Origin of the sequence: Sorangium sp. So ce204 (genome assembly GCF_051526795.1) — a bacterium.
Taxonomy (GTDB): Bacteria; Myxococcota_A; Polyangia; order Polyangiales; family Polyangiaceae; genus Sorangium; species Sorangium cellulosum_B.
Map to the genome: position 1 here is coordinate 5,533,739 of NZ_CP150317.1, position 13,308 is coordinate 5,547,046.

The following is a 13,308-nucleotide window of genomic DNA, read 5'->3' on the forward strand; positions in this document are numbered from 1 at the left end:
CGAGGCGGCGGCCGGCGACGGAAAGCGCTAGACGGGGACATGCCGCACGAACTCGATCTTATCCTCACGATCACGGGCGGGCTCACCGGAGCCCTGGCGCTCGGCTTCGTCACCCAGCGCCTGAGGCTGTCCCCCATCGTGGGCTACCTGCTGGCCGGCATCCTCGTCGGCCCCTTCACCCCGGGGTTCGTGGCGGACAAGCGGCTCGCGGACCAGCTCGCGGAGATCGGGGTCATCCTGCTGATGTTCGGGGTCGGCCTGCAGTTCCACGTCCGCGAGCTCCTCGCCGTGCGCAAGATCGCCGTGCCCGGCGCCCTCATCCAGATCGCGGTCGCCACGGCGCTCGGCGCCCTGGTCGGCCGCGCCGCGGGCTGGACGTGGGGCGCGGCGGTCGTCTTCGGCGTCGCCATCTCGGTGGCGAGCACCGTCGTGCTCACCCGGGTCCTCAGCGACAACGACGTCCTGCACACCCCCGCAGGCCACCTCGCCATCGGCTGGCTCGTGCTCGAGGACGTCTTCACCGTGCTGGTGCTCGTGCTGCTCCCCGCCGTGATGGGCGAGGCCGCGGGCGCGGGCGCGGCGGGCGTCGCCGTGTCCGTGGGGATCGCGGTCCTGAAGCTCTCCGGGCTCGTGGCGTTCATCTTCATCGTCGGACAGCGCTTCATCCCCGCGCTGCTGGGGTACGTGGCGAAGACCGGCTCGCGGGAGCTCTTCACGCTGACGGTGCTCGTCGTCGCGCTCGGCGTCGCCGTGGGCTCGGCCATCCTCTTCGGATCGTCGATGGCGCTCGGCGCCTTCCTCGGCGGCCTGGTCGTCGGCCAGTCCGACTTCAGCTCGCGCGCCGCGTCGGAGGCGCTCCCGATGCGCGACGCGTTCGCCGTGCTGTTCTTCGTCTCGGTGGGGATGCACCTCGACCCGGCGCAGCTCGCCGTGGGCTGGCAGCTGGCCGCGGGGACGCTCGCGGTGGTGCTGATCGGCAAGCCGCTCGCGGCGCTCGCGGTGACGGTGCTGCTCCGCCGCCCCCTCCAGACCGCCTTCGCCGTGGCCCTCTCGCTCGCGCAGATCGGGGAGTTTTCGTTCATCCTCGCGGCGCTCGGCAAGAAGCTCGGCGTCCTGCCGGTCGAGGCCGAGCAGACGCTCGTCGTCGCCGCCATCGTGTCGATCACGCTGAACCCGGTGCTCTTCGGCTTCCGCGATCGCCTCGCGCGATGGACGTCCGCGCTCTTCCGGCAGCGCGACGCCTCCCTCACGGAGGCCGAGGCCGCTTCGCTGGACGAGCACGCCCACCGCACCGTCGTGGTGGGCTACGGCCCTGTCGGGAAGACGCTGACGCGGCTGCTCCGTGAGAACGGCATCGCGCCGACCGTCGTCGAGCTGAACCTCGACACGGTGAAGCAGCTGCAGGACCAGGGCATCCGCGCGATCTACGGCGACGCCACGCAGCGGGAGATCCTCGAGCGGGCCGGGGTCGGGACGGCGGACAGCCTGCTGTTCACGGCGGCCGGCGCGCCCGGGGACGGGGTCATCGAGCAGGCGAAGGGCGTGAATCCGAGGCTGTTCGTCCTCGCCCGCGCCTTCTACCTGCGCGAGGTGACCGCGCTGAAGAAGGCGGGCGCGGACGTCGTTGTGACCGGCGAGGCGGAGGTCGCGTTCTCGATGACCGAGCGCCTCCTCGTGCGGCTGGGCGCGACGTCCGAGCAGCTCGAACGCGAGCGCGATCGCGTCCGGAGCGAGCTCTTCGGCAGCGGCTCACCAGGGCCTCGCCCCGCGGTGCGCGACGCCTGACCTCGCGGCGGCCATGCGCCGCGCCCCGCGGCCCCGGCGCTCCCGAGCGGGGCGCAGGTTCACCTCGACTTGCCGAGCCAGCTCACCCCGCCCACGACCAGCGTGAGCCCGACGACCTGCTGCCACGTGGCCGGCTCGCCCAGGATGACCCACGAGAACGCGATCGTGAGCACCGGGCCCAGCGTCGAGAACGTCGCCGCGCGGCCCGCGCCGAGCCGCCGGATGGCGGCGGCGAGCAGCACGATGGGGAGCACCGTGCTGATCGTCGCCATCGCCGCCGCGTACCCCCAGACCGACGCCGGGAGCTCGCCCAGCCTGACCGGGCTCCCCGCCGCCGCGTAGTGCGCGAGCACCATCAGGCAGGAGGCCGCCCCGCAGTACGCGGCGAGGCGCGTCGAGCCGACCCTGGAGGCGAGCTTGCCGACGCCGATGTAGTAGAGCGCGTAGGTCACCGAGCTCGCGAACACCCACGCTCCGCCGATGGCGACGGCCCGCGCGTCCCCGGATTGCTCGAGATCGTGCCAGACGGCCGCCCCGAGCCCGAGATAACACACGGCGAGCGCGCCCCAGGCCTTGCCGTGCACTGGCTGCTTCAGCCACGCTGCGCCGATGAGGAGGACGAGCGTCGGATACACGAACAGGATCAGCCGCTCGAGGCCGGTGCTGATGTACGTGAGCCCGATGAAGTCGAACAGGCTGGAGAGGTAGTATCCGAGGAACCCGACGATCAGCACACCTCCCCAGAGGCGAGCCGTCAGCGGCCCTTCGGCCGCGCCGCGCTCCCGCCGGGCGAGCCACAGGAAGAACGGCAGCGCGATGCCCATGCGCAGCGCGAGCAGCGTCACCGCGTCGACGGGGTGCGCGGCGTAGGCGAGCTTCACGAAGATCGCCTTCAGCGCGAAGGTCGCCGCCGACAGGACGGCGAACGTCCGGCCGTCGTCGAGGAGGCCAGCCCGGATCTCGCCCGTCAACGCGCCCACGCCCTCATGAGGGGACATCACCTCTGCTTCTCTGCTCTTCACCAGGCTCGCTCCACCAGGGGACCGGACATCGTCGCCGACAGCCCGCCTCCAGGTCGGCGCGCTCCTCCGGCGGGAGGCGCGCCGGCATTGCGCGCAGGAGCGCGCGTTTGCCACCGTACGAGGCTGCCTCGAAGGGAGGCGGGCACATTTCAGGTAGAGGACGATCTCCTGCTTGGGTAGCGGTCTCGACCTCTCGGGCGCCAGCCTCTCGGGATGCCAGATCGCGCCGCGCTCCCCGGGAGCCTTGGGCTAAGCTCCCGTCTCCCATGACGTCTCCTGCTGGCCCAGGCACCGCCGCGCGCGCTCACGGCGGCGGCGCGCTCGCCTCGTCCGGCGCGCCGCCCGCGCCGCCCGTGAAGCGGCCGCGCGCGCCGATCGCGCAGGAGCCCTCCGGTGTCCACCAGCTCGGCGGCTCGTTCCTCCAGATCGCCGCCACGGTGGGCGGCATGGCCGTGCTCGCGGGCAAGATCGCGGCGCGCGTGGCCACGCTCCGCGTCGACGGCGCCGAGTTCATGCGCAACCTCTACAGGATGGGCGTCAAGTCGATGCCCATCGTCGTCGTGACCGCCCTCTTCACCGGCGCGATCATGGTCATCCAGGCGGCGCCGCTGGTCGAGCGCTTCGGCGCGCACGGCCTGCTCGGCTGGGGCGCCGGCTTCGGCACGCTCCGCGAGATCGCCCCGCTGCTCACGGCGCTCATGATCAACGGCCGCGTCGGCGCCAACAACACCGCCGAGCTCGGCACCATGGTCGTCACCGAGCAGATCGACGCCCTCCGCGTCCTCGCGATCGACCCGGTGAGCTTCCTCATCGCCCCGCGCTTCCTCGCGATGGTGCTGACGCTGCTCCTCTCGGTGATCTTCGCCGACGCGCTCGCCCTGCTCGGCGCCGCGCTGACCGGCGACCTCCTCCTCGGCGTCGCCCCGGCCGTCTTCTACAACGGCCTCACGAGCGGGCTGCTCGACATCGGCGACGTCATGAGCGGCCTCGTCAAGAGCGTCGTCTTCGGCGTCGTGCTCGCGCTCTCGAGCTGCCAGTACGGCCTCGGCGTGACCGGCGGCGCGCCCGGCGTCGGCCGCGCCGTCAACGCGACCGTCGTCGCCTCGGCCGCCGGCATCTTCATCCTCGACTACTTCGTCTCGTTCACGCTCGACTGATCGGCCGCGCCGCGCATGCCCTCCCCGGACAAGAGCTCCCCCGATCGCCCGAGCGCCGGCCCGCCCTCGAGCGAGCTCAGGGATCTCGCGCCGGAGGCGTCCGGCGTCGCCGCGATCGGCGCCGCCGCGCTGTCCCTCTTCCGGTCGGCGCACGAGCTCTACTCGGTATTTGTAAGGACGCTTTACTACTGCGCGAAGGGGCGCCGCGAGCCGGGCGCGGTGCTCCAGCAGATGTACGAGATCGGCAACAAATCGCTGTTCTTCCTGACGGTCGTGATGGGCTTCATCGGGATGATCATGGTCTTTCAGGCCGGCCAGCAGGCGAAGCGGGTCATCCCGGATCTGACCATGCTCGGCGCGACGTACCTCGAGCTGCTCGTCCGCGATCTCGCCGCGTCGATCGCCGCGCTGATGCTCGCCACGCGGGTCGGCGCGGGCATCGCCGCCGAGATCGGCTCGATGGTGGTGACCGAGCAGGTCGACGCGCTCCGCATGTGCGCGGCCGATCCGATCGACTACCTCATCAAGCCGCGGTTCATCGCGAGCCTCCTCATGACGACGTGCCTCATCGTCTGGAGCGCCGCGGTCTCCTTCACCACCGGAATGGTCACCGCGTACAGCATGTTCGACGTCAGCCCCGAGACGTTCATGAACGTCAGCCTCGTCGACGCGGGTGATCTCGCGACCGGCCTCGCGAAGTGCGTGGCCTACGGCGCCGCGATCCCGGTCGTCTCCGGCCACTCCGGGCTGTCGACCTTCGGCGGCAGCGAGGGCGTGGGCTGGGCGACGACGCGCGCGGTCGTGAACTCCTCGCTCGCGGTCATCATGCTCAACATGCTGATCTCGGCGGCTGCGTTCCTGATCTTCCGCTAGGCGGGCGGCCCCGCCGCGCCGCGCCTCACTCGATCGGCCCCTCGGCGCTGCCGGTGATGAACTGCTGCACGACCGGATCCGGCGAGCCCTGGAACGCCGCGCGATCCCCGAGCAGGCGCACCAGACCTTGGTAGAGCATGACGATGCGGTCGGCGATCGTGAAGATGCTCACGAGGTCGTGGCTCACGACGATGCTCGTCACGCCGAGCGTGTCGCTGAGCTCGCGGATCAGCTTGTCGACGCGCCGCGCGCTCACCGGGTCGAGGCTCGTGGTCGGCTCGTCGAAGAGCACGTAGCGCGGGTCGAGCGTGAGCGCGCGGGCGATGGCGACGCGCTTGCGCATCCCGTCGCCGAGCTCCGGCGGGAAGCGGTCCCCGAACTCGCGCATATGCACCTGCTCGAGGCGCCGCTGCGCCTCCGCGAGCGCCTCCTTCGGCCTGAGCCCCTTGTGCTTGCGGAGCGGGAGCGCGACGTTCTCGGCGCACGTCATCGAGTCGAACAGCGTCGAGTGCTGGAACACCATCGCGCACTTCATCCTCACCGGGTACATCCGGGCCTCGTCGAAGCGGCTCACCTCCTCGCCGTCCAGCCAGATCTCCCCGCCGTCCGGATAGAGCAACCCCACGAGGTGCTTGATGAGCACGCTCTTCCCGACCCCCGATTGCCCAATGATGAAGAACACCTCGCCGTCCTCGACGTCGAACGAGACATCCTTGAGGACATCTTTGGGGCCAAAGGACTTTCGGACATTTCGGAACGAAATCATCGGGACCTGGTAATTCCGGGAAGAAGCGAGAGAAGAAGCGAGGGCAGAAGCGAGGGCAGAAACGAGAGAAGAAGCGAGAAGCGCGGTTGCGTCAAAGCAATGGCTGCGCGAAGCGTCACGCCGCCCGCTGGAATATCGCGCTGCGGCAGGTGGATCCTGGCCTATTTCCCTCCCCCGGCCGCCGCCAGATCGGAGAAGATAACGAACTCATGGCAAGCCCGCGATCGATCGAGGTCAAGGTCGGGATCCTCATCCTGACGGCGCTCGGGCTCCTCGCCACGTTCATCCTCGTGATGGGCGGGGTCAACTTCCAGCCGAAGTACTCGATCTACGTCGACTTCGACAACCCGGGCGGCCTCCAGACCGGGGCGCCGGTGAAGATCGCCGGCGTGGAGATCGGCAAGCTGAGCGAGATCCACTTCAGCGGCGGCAAGCTCGGCAAGGACGGCAAGCGCGAGCCGCTCGTGCGGATCCAGCTGCGCCTCGAGGAACGCTACCAGCAGAGCATCCACGACAACGCCACGTTCTACGTCACCACGCAGGGCGTGCTCGGCGAGCAGTTCCTCGCGATCGAGCCCGGCTCGACCGATCGGCCGGTGATCCCGCCGAACGCCGTCGTCCGGGGGCTCGATCCGCCGCGCCTCGACATGCTGCTCGCCGAGGGCTACGAGCTCCTGCACGCGACGGTCTCGGCGATGCGCGAGCACCGCGAAGAGGTCGGGGAGGCGTTCGACGGGCTCCGGAAGACGCTGAAGGGCACCGGCGAGTTCATGCACCGAAACCAGGATCGGCTCGATCGCATCGCCGAGAACGTCGAGCAGATGAGCGTCGACGGCACGGATCTCGTGAAGGACGCCCGGCAGCGGTACGTGAACAACCCGCAGATCGACCGCATCCTCGCGAACACCGATCAGCTGACCGGGACGGCCGCGCGCGATCTGCCGCCGCTCATGGCGGACGCGCGCGAGACGCTGGCGAACGCGCGCCGCCTCTCGACGACCGTGGGCGGCGAGACCGAGCAGGTCAAGATCAGGAAGACGCTCGACGACATCGCCGAGATCGCGGGCAGGGCGAGGGCTGCGACCGCCGACGCCCAGGAGGTCCTCGCCCACGTGAAGCGCGGCAAGGGGACGGTCGGCGCGCTCGTGATGGATGAGCAACTGTTCGACGATCTGCAGGAGCTCGCGCGAGACCTCAAGCACAACCCCTGGAAGTTCTTCTGGCGCGAGTGAGCGGCGCCGCGCGCGTCCTGTGAGGGCGCGCGTCCTGTGAGGGTGCGCGACCGCGCGCCGGGCCGATGCCCCGGGCGTGAGCGCCCCGGGCGTGAGCGCGATGTACGTCCGTGGGCCGTCGGGCCCCCGCCGGCCCTGACGGCCGCTCAGGCCAGCTTGACCAGCGGGGCGCCTTCCGTGACGGCGGCCCCCTCGGTGACGAGGATCTCCTCGACTGTCCCCTCTTCCTCGGCCTCGACGGGCATCTCCATCTTCATGGACTCGAGGATGACGACGACGGTCCCCTCTTCGACCTTGTCGCCCGGCTTGACCTCGATCTTCCAGACCGTACCGGTGATGTGCGCCTTGATGACGTTCGCCATGGGCGCGCGACGCTACCGGAGAGCCACTGAGAATCCAACGGGGCCGTGGTGAGCGACGGGCGCCCGCCCTCGGGCGGCCCCTTCTCCGTCATGCCCTGGGCGCCCTCCGCGACGGACCAGACGGACCAGTTCGTCCGGCGACGGCGCAGGCGCGCGCTGACAACCGGGGGGAACGGAGGTGAATCACGGAGGACCAAGGAGGACCAAGGAGAACCGAGGGCGCGCGAGCTGACCGAGAGGGCCGAGGTGACCGAGGTGACCGCGGTGAACACGTGGAGGTGCGGTGGAAGGGACGGAGCGCAACGATTTCCGCTGGTACCTGCGGTGCACCACGGCGATACTCTGGCTGGCGGCTCCGCGACGCCTCGACATCACGAGGGTCGTGGCGTTCGCGAATAATTGCGTCAAAGCCGCTCTGCGGGTCAGAATCGTCCTGCTCGGTGGCCCTCCGGGGGCGACCTGCAGGTCCCCGCACCGCCCCTTGGTAGCCCAACCGCACGCGCTCGATCGAAGGAGCCACGAGGTCATGTCGGAACAGAAGGAAAGCTCGGTCCTGTTCTCGCTCAAGGAGCTGATGAACCTCGAGGAGGATCGCATCAAGAGCGAAGAGGCCCAGAAGGCCGCCGCCGCCGCCGCCGCCGAGAAGGCGCGCGTCGAGGCCGAGCGCGCCGCGCGTGATGCCGAGGAGCAGCGCATCCGCACCGAGGAGGAGCGCCGTCGCAACGAGGAGCGCCGGTCCCGCGAGGAGGCGGCGCGGCTCGAGGCGATCCGGCAGGCCGAGATCGAGAAGGCGCGCGTCGAGGCCGAGCAGAAGGCGCGGCTCGAGGCGATGGCCGCGCAGCAGCACCACGAGCGCTCGCTCGCGGCGCTGCAGCAGGACGAAGGGAAGAAGAAGCTGCGCAAGCTCCTCATCGGCGGCGCCATCGCCAGCGTGCTGGTGATCGGCATCGTCACGGTCGTCGCCGTCGACTCGGCGCAGAAGAACGAGGCGCGCATCCAGGCCGAGGCCGCGAGGGCCCGCGAGCTCGAGGAGGCGAACAAGCGCCTCGAGGCGCAGTTCAAGGAGTCCGAGGGCAAGATGGCCGGGCTGCGCGATCAGCTCGCGACCGCCAAGGACGAGGCGACGCGCCTCGCCCTGCAGAAGCAGCTCGAGGCCGAGCAGCAGAAGCAGGAGCAGCTGCGCCGCGGAAGCGGCGGACGCCCGGCCGCGGGCGGCGCGCCGGCGAGCGGCGGCGGCGCCAAGGCGCCCTGCAACTGCGCCCCTGGCGATCCGCTCTGCAGCTGCCTCTGACGCGGAACGGGGTCCCTGAATGGCGAACCACAGCTCCGTCAGGCAGAGAACGAGCCTCGGCGGCGGCTCGCTCGACGAGGCGCGCCGCAGGCTCGTCTTCCCGCTCGACTACGCGAACCTCGACGAGGCCAGGGCGGCGGCGACCCGCATCGCCCCCTCGATCGGCGTGCTCAAGGTCGGCCTGGAGCTGTTCGTCCGCGAGGGGCCGAGGGCGGTCGAGATCGGCAAGTCGCTCGGGCTCGACGTCTTCCTCGATCTGAAGCTGCACGACATCCCCGAGACGGTGGCGCGGGCCGTGGCGGGCGCCGCCGCGCTCGGGGTCCGGTACCTGACGGTGCACGCCGCCGGCGGCGCCGAGATGCTGAGGCGCGCGGCCCACGAGGCGGCGCGCTCTCAGGACATGATCCTGCTCGCCGTCACCGTGCTCACGTCGCTCGACGACGGCGATCTCGCCGCGCAGGGCGTGCAGGGGAGCGCGTCCGAGCACGTGGTCCGGCTGGCGCAGCTCGCGCGCGGCGCCGGCGTCCACGGGTTCGTCGCCTCGCCGCACGAGGTCCCCGCGCTGCGGGAGGCGCTCGGGCGGGGCGAGCTCATCGTGACGCCGGGCATCCGCCTCGGTCCAGGCGCAGGCGGCACACAAGGCGATGATCAGAAGCGCATCGCCACGCCCTCGGCCGCGATCTCGGCCGGCGCAGATCTCCTCGTGGTCGGCCGGCCGATCCGCGACGCGGCCGATCCGCTCGCCACGGCGCGCTCGATCGTCCAGGAGATCGCGCACACGCTCCACCCTCCGCGCCCGTGAGCCGCCTCGTCTACGGTCTCCAGCCGGTTCGTGAGGCGATCCGCGCGCACGGCGCGCGCGTCGGATGGGTCCTCGTCCAGCGCGACGGCGGCCCGAAGCTCGACGCGCTCGCGCGCCTCGCGGAGGGCCAGGGCATCCCGACCGAGCGCGCGCCCCGCAACGAGCTCGATCGCCGCAGCGCCGGCGGGCGCCACCAGGGGGCCGTGGCCTCGGCGCCCGAGCTTCGGATCGTCGGGGTCGACGAGATCCCGGTCGTCGAGGAGGGCCAGCCCGGCGCCGGCACGATCACGGTGGCGCTCGACGGCGTCATGGACCCGCAGAACTTCGGCGCGGTGATCCGCAGCGCCGTCGCCCTGGGCGCCCGGGCCATCCTGTGGCCCGAGCACAGCTCGGCGCCGCTCACCCCGGCGACGTTCCGGGCGTCCGCGGGCGCGATCGAGCACGCGAGGCTGTGCCGCGTCCCCTCCTTGCCCGACGCCCTCGAGGCGCTCGCCGCCCGAGGCGTCGCCGCGATAGCGCTCGACGCCCAGGGTCCGGTGGAGCTCGGCGAGCTGCCCCTGACCGGCCCTGTCGCGATCGTCATCGGCGCCGAGGACAAGGGCACGCGCCGCTCGGTCCGCCGCGTCTGCCAGCACGTCGCCCGGCTCCCCATGACCGGCCCCATCGCCTCGCTGAACGCCTCGGTCGCAGGGGCGATCGCGCTCTACGAAGTCGTCCGGCAGCGCCGCGCATCGCGCGCGTAGCCGGACAGCGCGCTCGGCCGCTCGCGGCGCGCCTCCATGTCCCGGTCACCAGCACGCGCGCGCGCCGCGACGTGGCCTGGCAGCACCGCCGCACGTCGAGCGCGAGCTCATCCGAGCGCTGGCCTGGACAGCCCTCGATCGATGCGTCCGGAGCCGGCGTGATCGCGCGCCGCGAGATCGCCGGGCAGCGCCGCGGGACGACTCGTTACATCAACAAAATTGACAATAAATTCGAATGGATACAAAAGAAACCTGAAGCGAAGTCGAGCACCTCGTCGAACGCTGAACAGGCTCACAGCGAGACGACCGAATCGATCCATTCAATGGATCGACCAAAAGAATCCACAGCCCCCTCGAAAAGGTCAATCGCTGCGAAGAGATACCCCTGTGGACTCACCCTTCTCTGCGCGCTTATCCGGAATGGCTCGAGGGATGGTTCAAGAATCGACGGGTTCCCGGTAAGCGACGGGATCGGCTCAGCTTCCGGCTCGAAGCGATCGCAGGCGGGAGAGCACGCGGGCCACGCGGCGCGTGGCCTCGACGAGGTCGGCCTCGGCCGTGTCCTCGCCGATCGAGAAGCGCACGGCGGACGCCGCGCGCTCTGGCCCGAGCATCGCCGTGAGGACCGGGGAAGGCTCGGCGGTCCCGGCGCTGCAGGCCGATCCGCTGGACACGGCGACCCCCTCCAGGTCGAGCGCGGCGCTGAGCTCGTCGCCGCGCCAGCCGGGCCAGGAGAGGTTCGTGATGTGGGGGGCGCGGTCGCCGTCCCCGTTGCGGATCGGCGCGGCGCCGGCCGCGCGCCCGATCTCGACGAGCTCGGCCTCGAGGCGATCGCGGAGCGGGGCGAGCGCTGCGTAGCGGGCAGGACCGCCGATCGCGCGCCGGGCGGCCACGGCGAAGCCGGCCGCGGCGAGCGGGTCCTGCGTCCCGGGCCGCAGCCCGCGCTCCTGGGCGCCTCCGAGCAGGACGGGCCGGAGCCGGATGCCAGGCCGGACCGCGAGGGCGCCGATCCCCTTCGGCCCGCGGATCTTGTGGGCCGCGATCGACGCGAGATCCGCCCCGGCCCACGCCTCCGGCGGGAGGCGTCCCACCGCCTGGACGGCGTCCACATGGAGGCGCGCCCCGCGGGCGTGGACGATCGCCGCCGCCTCGGCGATCGGCTGGACGACCCCCGTCTCGTGGTTCACCGCCTGGAGGCTCACGAGCCGCACGGGCGCGACGGCCGCCGCGCGATCCACGGCGGCCGCGATCGCCTCCGGCGCGACGCGGCCGGATGGCTCGGGCTCGATCCACGCGACGTGCACGCCGCGGCCGGCGAGCGCCTCGGCGGCGCGGGTCACCGACGGGTGCTCGATCCGCGAGACGACGAGCGCCCCGGATCGATCGTCGAACGCGTGGCAGAGCGCGAGGTTGTTGGCCTCGGTGCCGCCCGAGGTGAGGATCACGTCGCGCGCGTCGAAGCCCGTCAGCCGGGCGACCGCCTCCCGCGCCTGCTCGATGAACGCGCGCGCCCGACGCCCGGGTCCGTGGACGCTCGCGGGGTTGGCCCAGGCCACCTCCGCCGCGGACTGCATCGCGGCCAGGACCTCGGGGTGCGGCGGCGTCGTGGCGTTCCAGTCGAGGTAGATGGCGCGAGCGGCCGGGTGCATCAGATGGACGACGAGGGATCGGTGGGAGGCGACGAGGGCGGGCCGAGCCGCCCGGGGGAGCTGCCGTCGTCCTGGAAGGGCGCTCGCCGGGCGACCGTCAGGTAGAACGCGGCCCCGGTCAGCGTCTCCCCCTCGATGATCTCGTTGCTGGGAGACGCGACGCGCACGTCGCCGCCGAGCCCCCGGGCGGTGCGCCGCGCGATCGCGAGCCCGACGCCGACGCCGCCGTAGGCGCGCGTGGCCGAGCCGTCGACCTGGTAGAACGGCTCGAAGATGCGCGACTGGCGGTCCGGCTTGACCCCGGGCCCGCTGTCGGCGACGCAGAGCTCGTAGTGCCCCGACTGGAGCACGGTGACCCGCACGCCCGCGGTGCCGCCGGCCGGCGTGAACTTCGCCGCGTTCTCGAACAGCTGGATCATCGCCCGCTGCAGGCGGCCTGCGTCGCCCCACGCGGGGAGCGGGCCGCGCGGCAGATCCTCGACGAGCTGGACCTTCCCCTCGGCGAAGCGGTCGGCGACCTGGGCGAGGGCGCGCCGCGTGGTGTCGAGGAAGTCGTACTCGGAGTGCATGAAGCGCATCCGGCCCGTCTCGATGCCGGTGACGTCGAGGAGGTTGTCGATGAGCGAGCGGAGCCTGCGGACGCAGTCCTCCATCGCGAGCAGCGCCTTCTTCTGCGCCTTGTTGAGCGGGCCGAGCTCCTCGTCGGCGAGCAGCTTCACGTACCCGACGATCGGGGTCATCGGGGTCGCGAGCTCGTGGGAGATGTTGCGGTAGAACTCGGTGCGCGCGGCGTCGAGCTCGCGGAGCCGGGCGTTGGCGCGCGAGAGCTCGGCGACCTTCTGCTCCAGGTGGGCGACGATGCGCTGGCTCTGCTCGCGCAGCCGGAGCGGCCCCTGGGACGCGGGGAGCTCCTCGCGCGCGCCGCTGAGGTAGCGGGCGATGATCGACGGGAAGGAGCGCGCGTCGATCGGCTTCTGGAGGAAGCCGTCACAGCCGACGGCGAGGCTCGTGTCCCGGTCGCCCTCCGCGGTGATCGCCACGATGGGGACGCCGGCGAGCGACGCCTCGCCGCGCAGGCGCAGGGTGACCTCGAACCCATCGAGGCCCGGGATGTTCAGGTCGACGAGGACGAGGTCGGGGTGCTGCGTACAGGCGAGACGTACCCCTTCGAGCCCGTCGGCGGCCTCTAGGACCTCGTAGCCCGCGTTCTGGAGCAGCTTGCGGACGAGCAGGCGGTTCGCGGGATCGTCCTCGATGTGAAGGATCTTCGACATGGGCTCTGCGTGCGCATAGTAGTCGCGATCGTGGGGGTTCAGGCACGTTCTGCGCGAACTTCCACCACCTGGCCAGGCTGCGCGGGCGCGCCCAGCGCCGGGCTCGTCCGCTCGGAGCGCTCGTTTGCGGTGCAAGTTGCCAGGCTCGCGCCGTGCGGGTCGCCAGGCTCGCGCCGTGCGGGTCGCGAGGCTCGCGCCGTGCGGGTTGCCAGGCTCGCGCCGAGCGGGTTGCCAGGCTCGCGCCGAGCGGGTTGACGGAGGGACAGCGTCCCTTCAATACGGGGCCGCCATGCTCGGCCCTTCCAGGTTCCGCTGCGCCGCCGTCACGACGGCGCGCTCCATTCCCTTCCTC

Annotated in this window: 12 protein-coding genes; 7 read left to right on the forward strand and 5 right to left on the reverse strand. The window is 71.6% G+C overall.

The genetic code is table 11. The annotated features are described in order from the left end of the window. Positions 1-39: 39 nt before the first annotated feature. Entirely contained in the window at positions 40-1,785 is a 1,746-nt protein-coding gene (locus WMF22_RS20495; protein ID WP_437300735.1) for a cation:proton antiporter, read from the forward strand. Between the two features lie 59 nt (positions 1,786-1,844). Here the strand turns inward: WMF22_RS20495 and WMF22_RS20500 are convergent, their stop codons facing one another. Then, positions 1,845-2,783 (reverse strand): DMT family transporter, encoded by a 939-nt coding sequence (locus WMF22_RS20500; protein WP_437300736.1) that lies wholly within the window; start codon positions 2,781-2,783, stop codon positions 1,845-1,847. A gap of 290 nt (positions 2,784-3,073) precedes the next feature. On the opposite strand from WMF22_RS20500, the gene WMF22_RS20505 reads away from it, so the two are divergent. Together WMF22_RS20505 and WMF22_RS20510 are read left to right on the forward strand one after the other, a co-directional pair. Beyond that, a complete protein-coding gene (locus tag WMF22_RS20505; protein WP_012236325.1) occupies positions 3,074-3,964 on the forward strand; it encodes an MlaE family ABC transporter permease in 891 nt (296 codons plus the stop codon). A gap of 15 nt (positions 3,965-3,979) precedes the next feature. Further along, positions 3,980-4,837, forward strand: coding sequence for an MlaE family ABC transporter permease (locus tag WMF22_RS20510; RefSeq protein WP_437300737.1), 858 nt, complete (start codon positions 3,980-3,982; stop codon positions 4,835-4,837). 25 nt (positions 4,838-4,862) lie between these two features. Here WMF22_RS20510 and WMF22_RS20515 read toward each other — a convergent pair whose 3' ends face one another. After that, on the reverse strand, positions 4,863-5,603 hold the full coding sequence (locus WMF22_RS20515; protein WP_437300738.1) for an ABC transporter ATP-binding protein: 741 nt from the start codon (positions 5,601-5,603) through the stop codon (positions 4,863-4,865). A gap of 209 nt (positions 5,604-5,812) precedes the next feature. On the opposite strand from WMF22_RS20515, the gene WMF22_RS20520 reads away from it, so the two are divergent. Continuing rightward, positions 5,813-6,835, forward strand: coding sequence for an MlaD family protein (locus tag WMF22_RS20520; protein ID WP_012236328.1), 1,023 nt, complete (start codon positions 5,813-5,815; stop codon positions 6,833-6,835). 146 nt (positions 6,836-6,981) lie between these two features. Here the strand turns inward: WMF22_RS20520 and WMF22_RS20525 are convergent, their stop codons facing one another. After that, positions 6,982-7,197: an acetyl-CoA carboxylase biotin carboxyl carrier protein subunit gene (locus WMF22_RS20525; RefSeq protein WP_437300739.1), complete on the reverse strand. Its 216-nt coding sequence runs from the start codon at positions 7,195-7,197 to the stop codon at positions 6,982-6,984. Between the two features lie 526 nt (positions 7,198-7,723). On the opposite strand from WMF22_RS20525, the gene WMF22_RS20530 reads away from it, so the two are divergent. From WMF22_RS20530 to WMF22_RS20540, 3 genes are read left to right on the forward strand one after another with little or no spacing between them, the layout of a single operon-like run. Next, a complete protein-coding gene (locus WMF22_RS20530) occupies positions 7,724-8,488 on the forward strand; it encodes a hypothetical protein (RefSeq protein WP_437300740.1) in 765 nt (254 codons plus the stop codon). A gap of 19 nt (positions 8,489-8,507) precedes the next feature. After that, complete coding sequence (gene pyrF, locus WMF22_RS20535; protein ID WP_437300741.1) at positions 8,508-9,290, forward strand: orotidine-5'-phosphate decarboxylase; 783 nt, start codon at positions 8,508-8,510, stop codon at positions 9,288-9,290. Further along, on the forward strand, positions 9,287-10,033 hold the full coding sequence (locus WMF22_RS20540) for a TrmH family RNA methyltransferase (RefSeq protein WP_438036776.1): 747 nt from the start codon (positions 9,287-9,289) through the stop codon (positions 10,031-10,033). The genes pyrF and WMF22_RS20540 overlap by 4 nt, the downstream gene beginning before the upstream one ends. A 476-nt stretch (positions 10,034-10,509) precedes the next feature. Here the strand turns inward: WMF22_RS20540 and WMF22_RS20545 are convergent, their stop codons facing one another. Both WMF22_RS20545 and WMF22_RS20550 read right to left on the reverse strand, forming a co-directional pair. Then, positions 10,510-11,682, reverse strand: a complete 1,173-nt coding sequence (locus tag WMF22_RS20545; protein ID WP_438036777.1) for a cysteine desulfurase family protein — start codon at positions 11,680-11,682, stop codon at positions 10,510-10,512. Next, the gene (locus tag WMF22_RS20550; RefSeq protein ID WP_437300744.1) at positions 11,682-12,956 is read right to left on the reverse strand and encodes a hybrid sensor histidine kinase/response regulator; all 1,275 of its coding nucleotides are present in this window, start codon (positions 12,954-12,956) and stop codon (positions 11,682-11,684) included. Before WMF22_RS20550 ends, WMF22_RS20545 begins: the two co-directional genes overlap by 1 nt. Between the last annotated feature and the right edge of the window lie 352 nt (positions 12,957-13,308).

Coding starts and splice junctions, on each gene's coding strand:
- WMF22_RS20530 (WP_437300740.1), top strand. CDS start 7,724: ATGTCGGAACAGAAGGAAAGCTCGGTCCTGTTCTCGCTCAAGGAGCTG.
- WMF22_RS20510 (WP_437300737.1), top strand. CDS start 3,980: ATGCCCTCCCCGGACAAGAGCTCCCCCGATCGCCCGAGCGCCGGCCCG.
- WMF22_RS20515 (WP_437300738.1), bottom strand. CDS start 5,603: ATGATTTCGTTCCGAAATGTCCGAAAGTCCTTTGGCCCCAAAGATGTC.
- pyrF (WP_437300741.1), top strand. CDS start 8,508: ATGGCGAACCACAGCTCCGTCAGGCAGAGAACGAGCCTCGGCGGCGGC.
- WMF22_RS20505 (WP_012236325.1), top strand. CDS start 3,074: ATGACGTCTCCTGCTGGCCCAGGCACCGCCGCGCGCGCTCACGGCGGC.
- WMF22_RS20550 (WP_437300744.1), bottom strand. CDS start 12,956: ATGTCGAAGATCCTTCACATCGAGGACGATCCCGCGAACCGCCTGCTC.
- WMF22_RS20500 (WP_437300736.1), bottom strand. CDS start 2,783: ATGTCCCCTCATGAGGGCGTGGGCGCGTTGACGGGCGAGATCCGGGCT.
- WMF22_RS20520 (WP_012236328.1), top strand. CDS start 5,813: ATGGCAAGCCCGCGATCGATCGAGGTCAAGGTCGGGATCCTCATCCTG.
- WMF22_RS20545 (WP_438036777.1), bottom strand. CDS start 11,682: ATGCACCCGGCCGCTCGCGCCATCTACCTCGACTGGAACGCCACGACG.
- WMF22_RS20525 (WP_437300739.1), bottom strand. CDS start 7,197: ATGGCGAACGTCATCAAGGCGCACATCACCGGTACGGTCTGGAAGATC.
- WMF22_RS20495 (WP_437300735.1), top strand. CDS start 40: ATGCCGCACGAACTCGATCTTATCCTCACGATCACGGGCGGGCTCACC.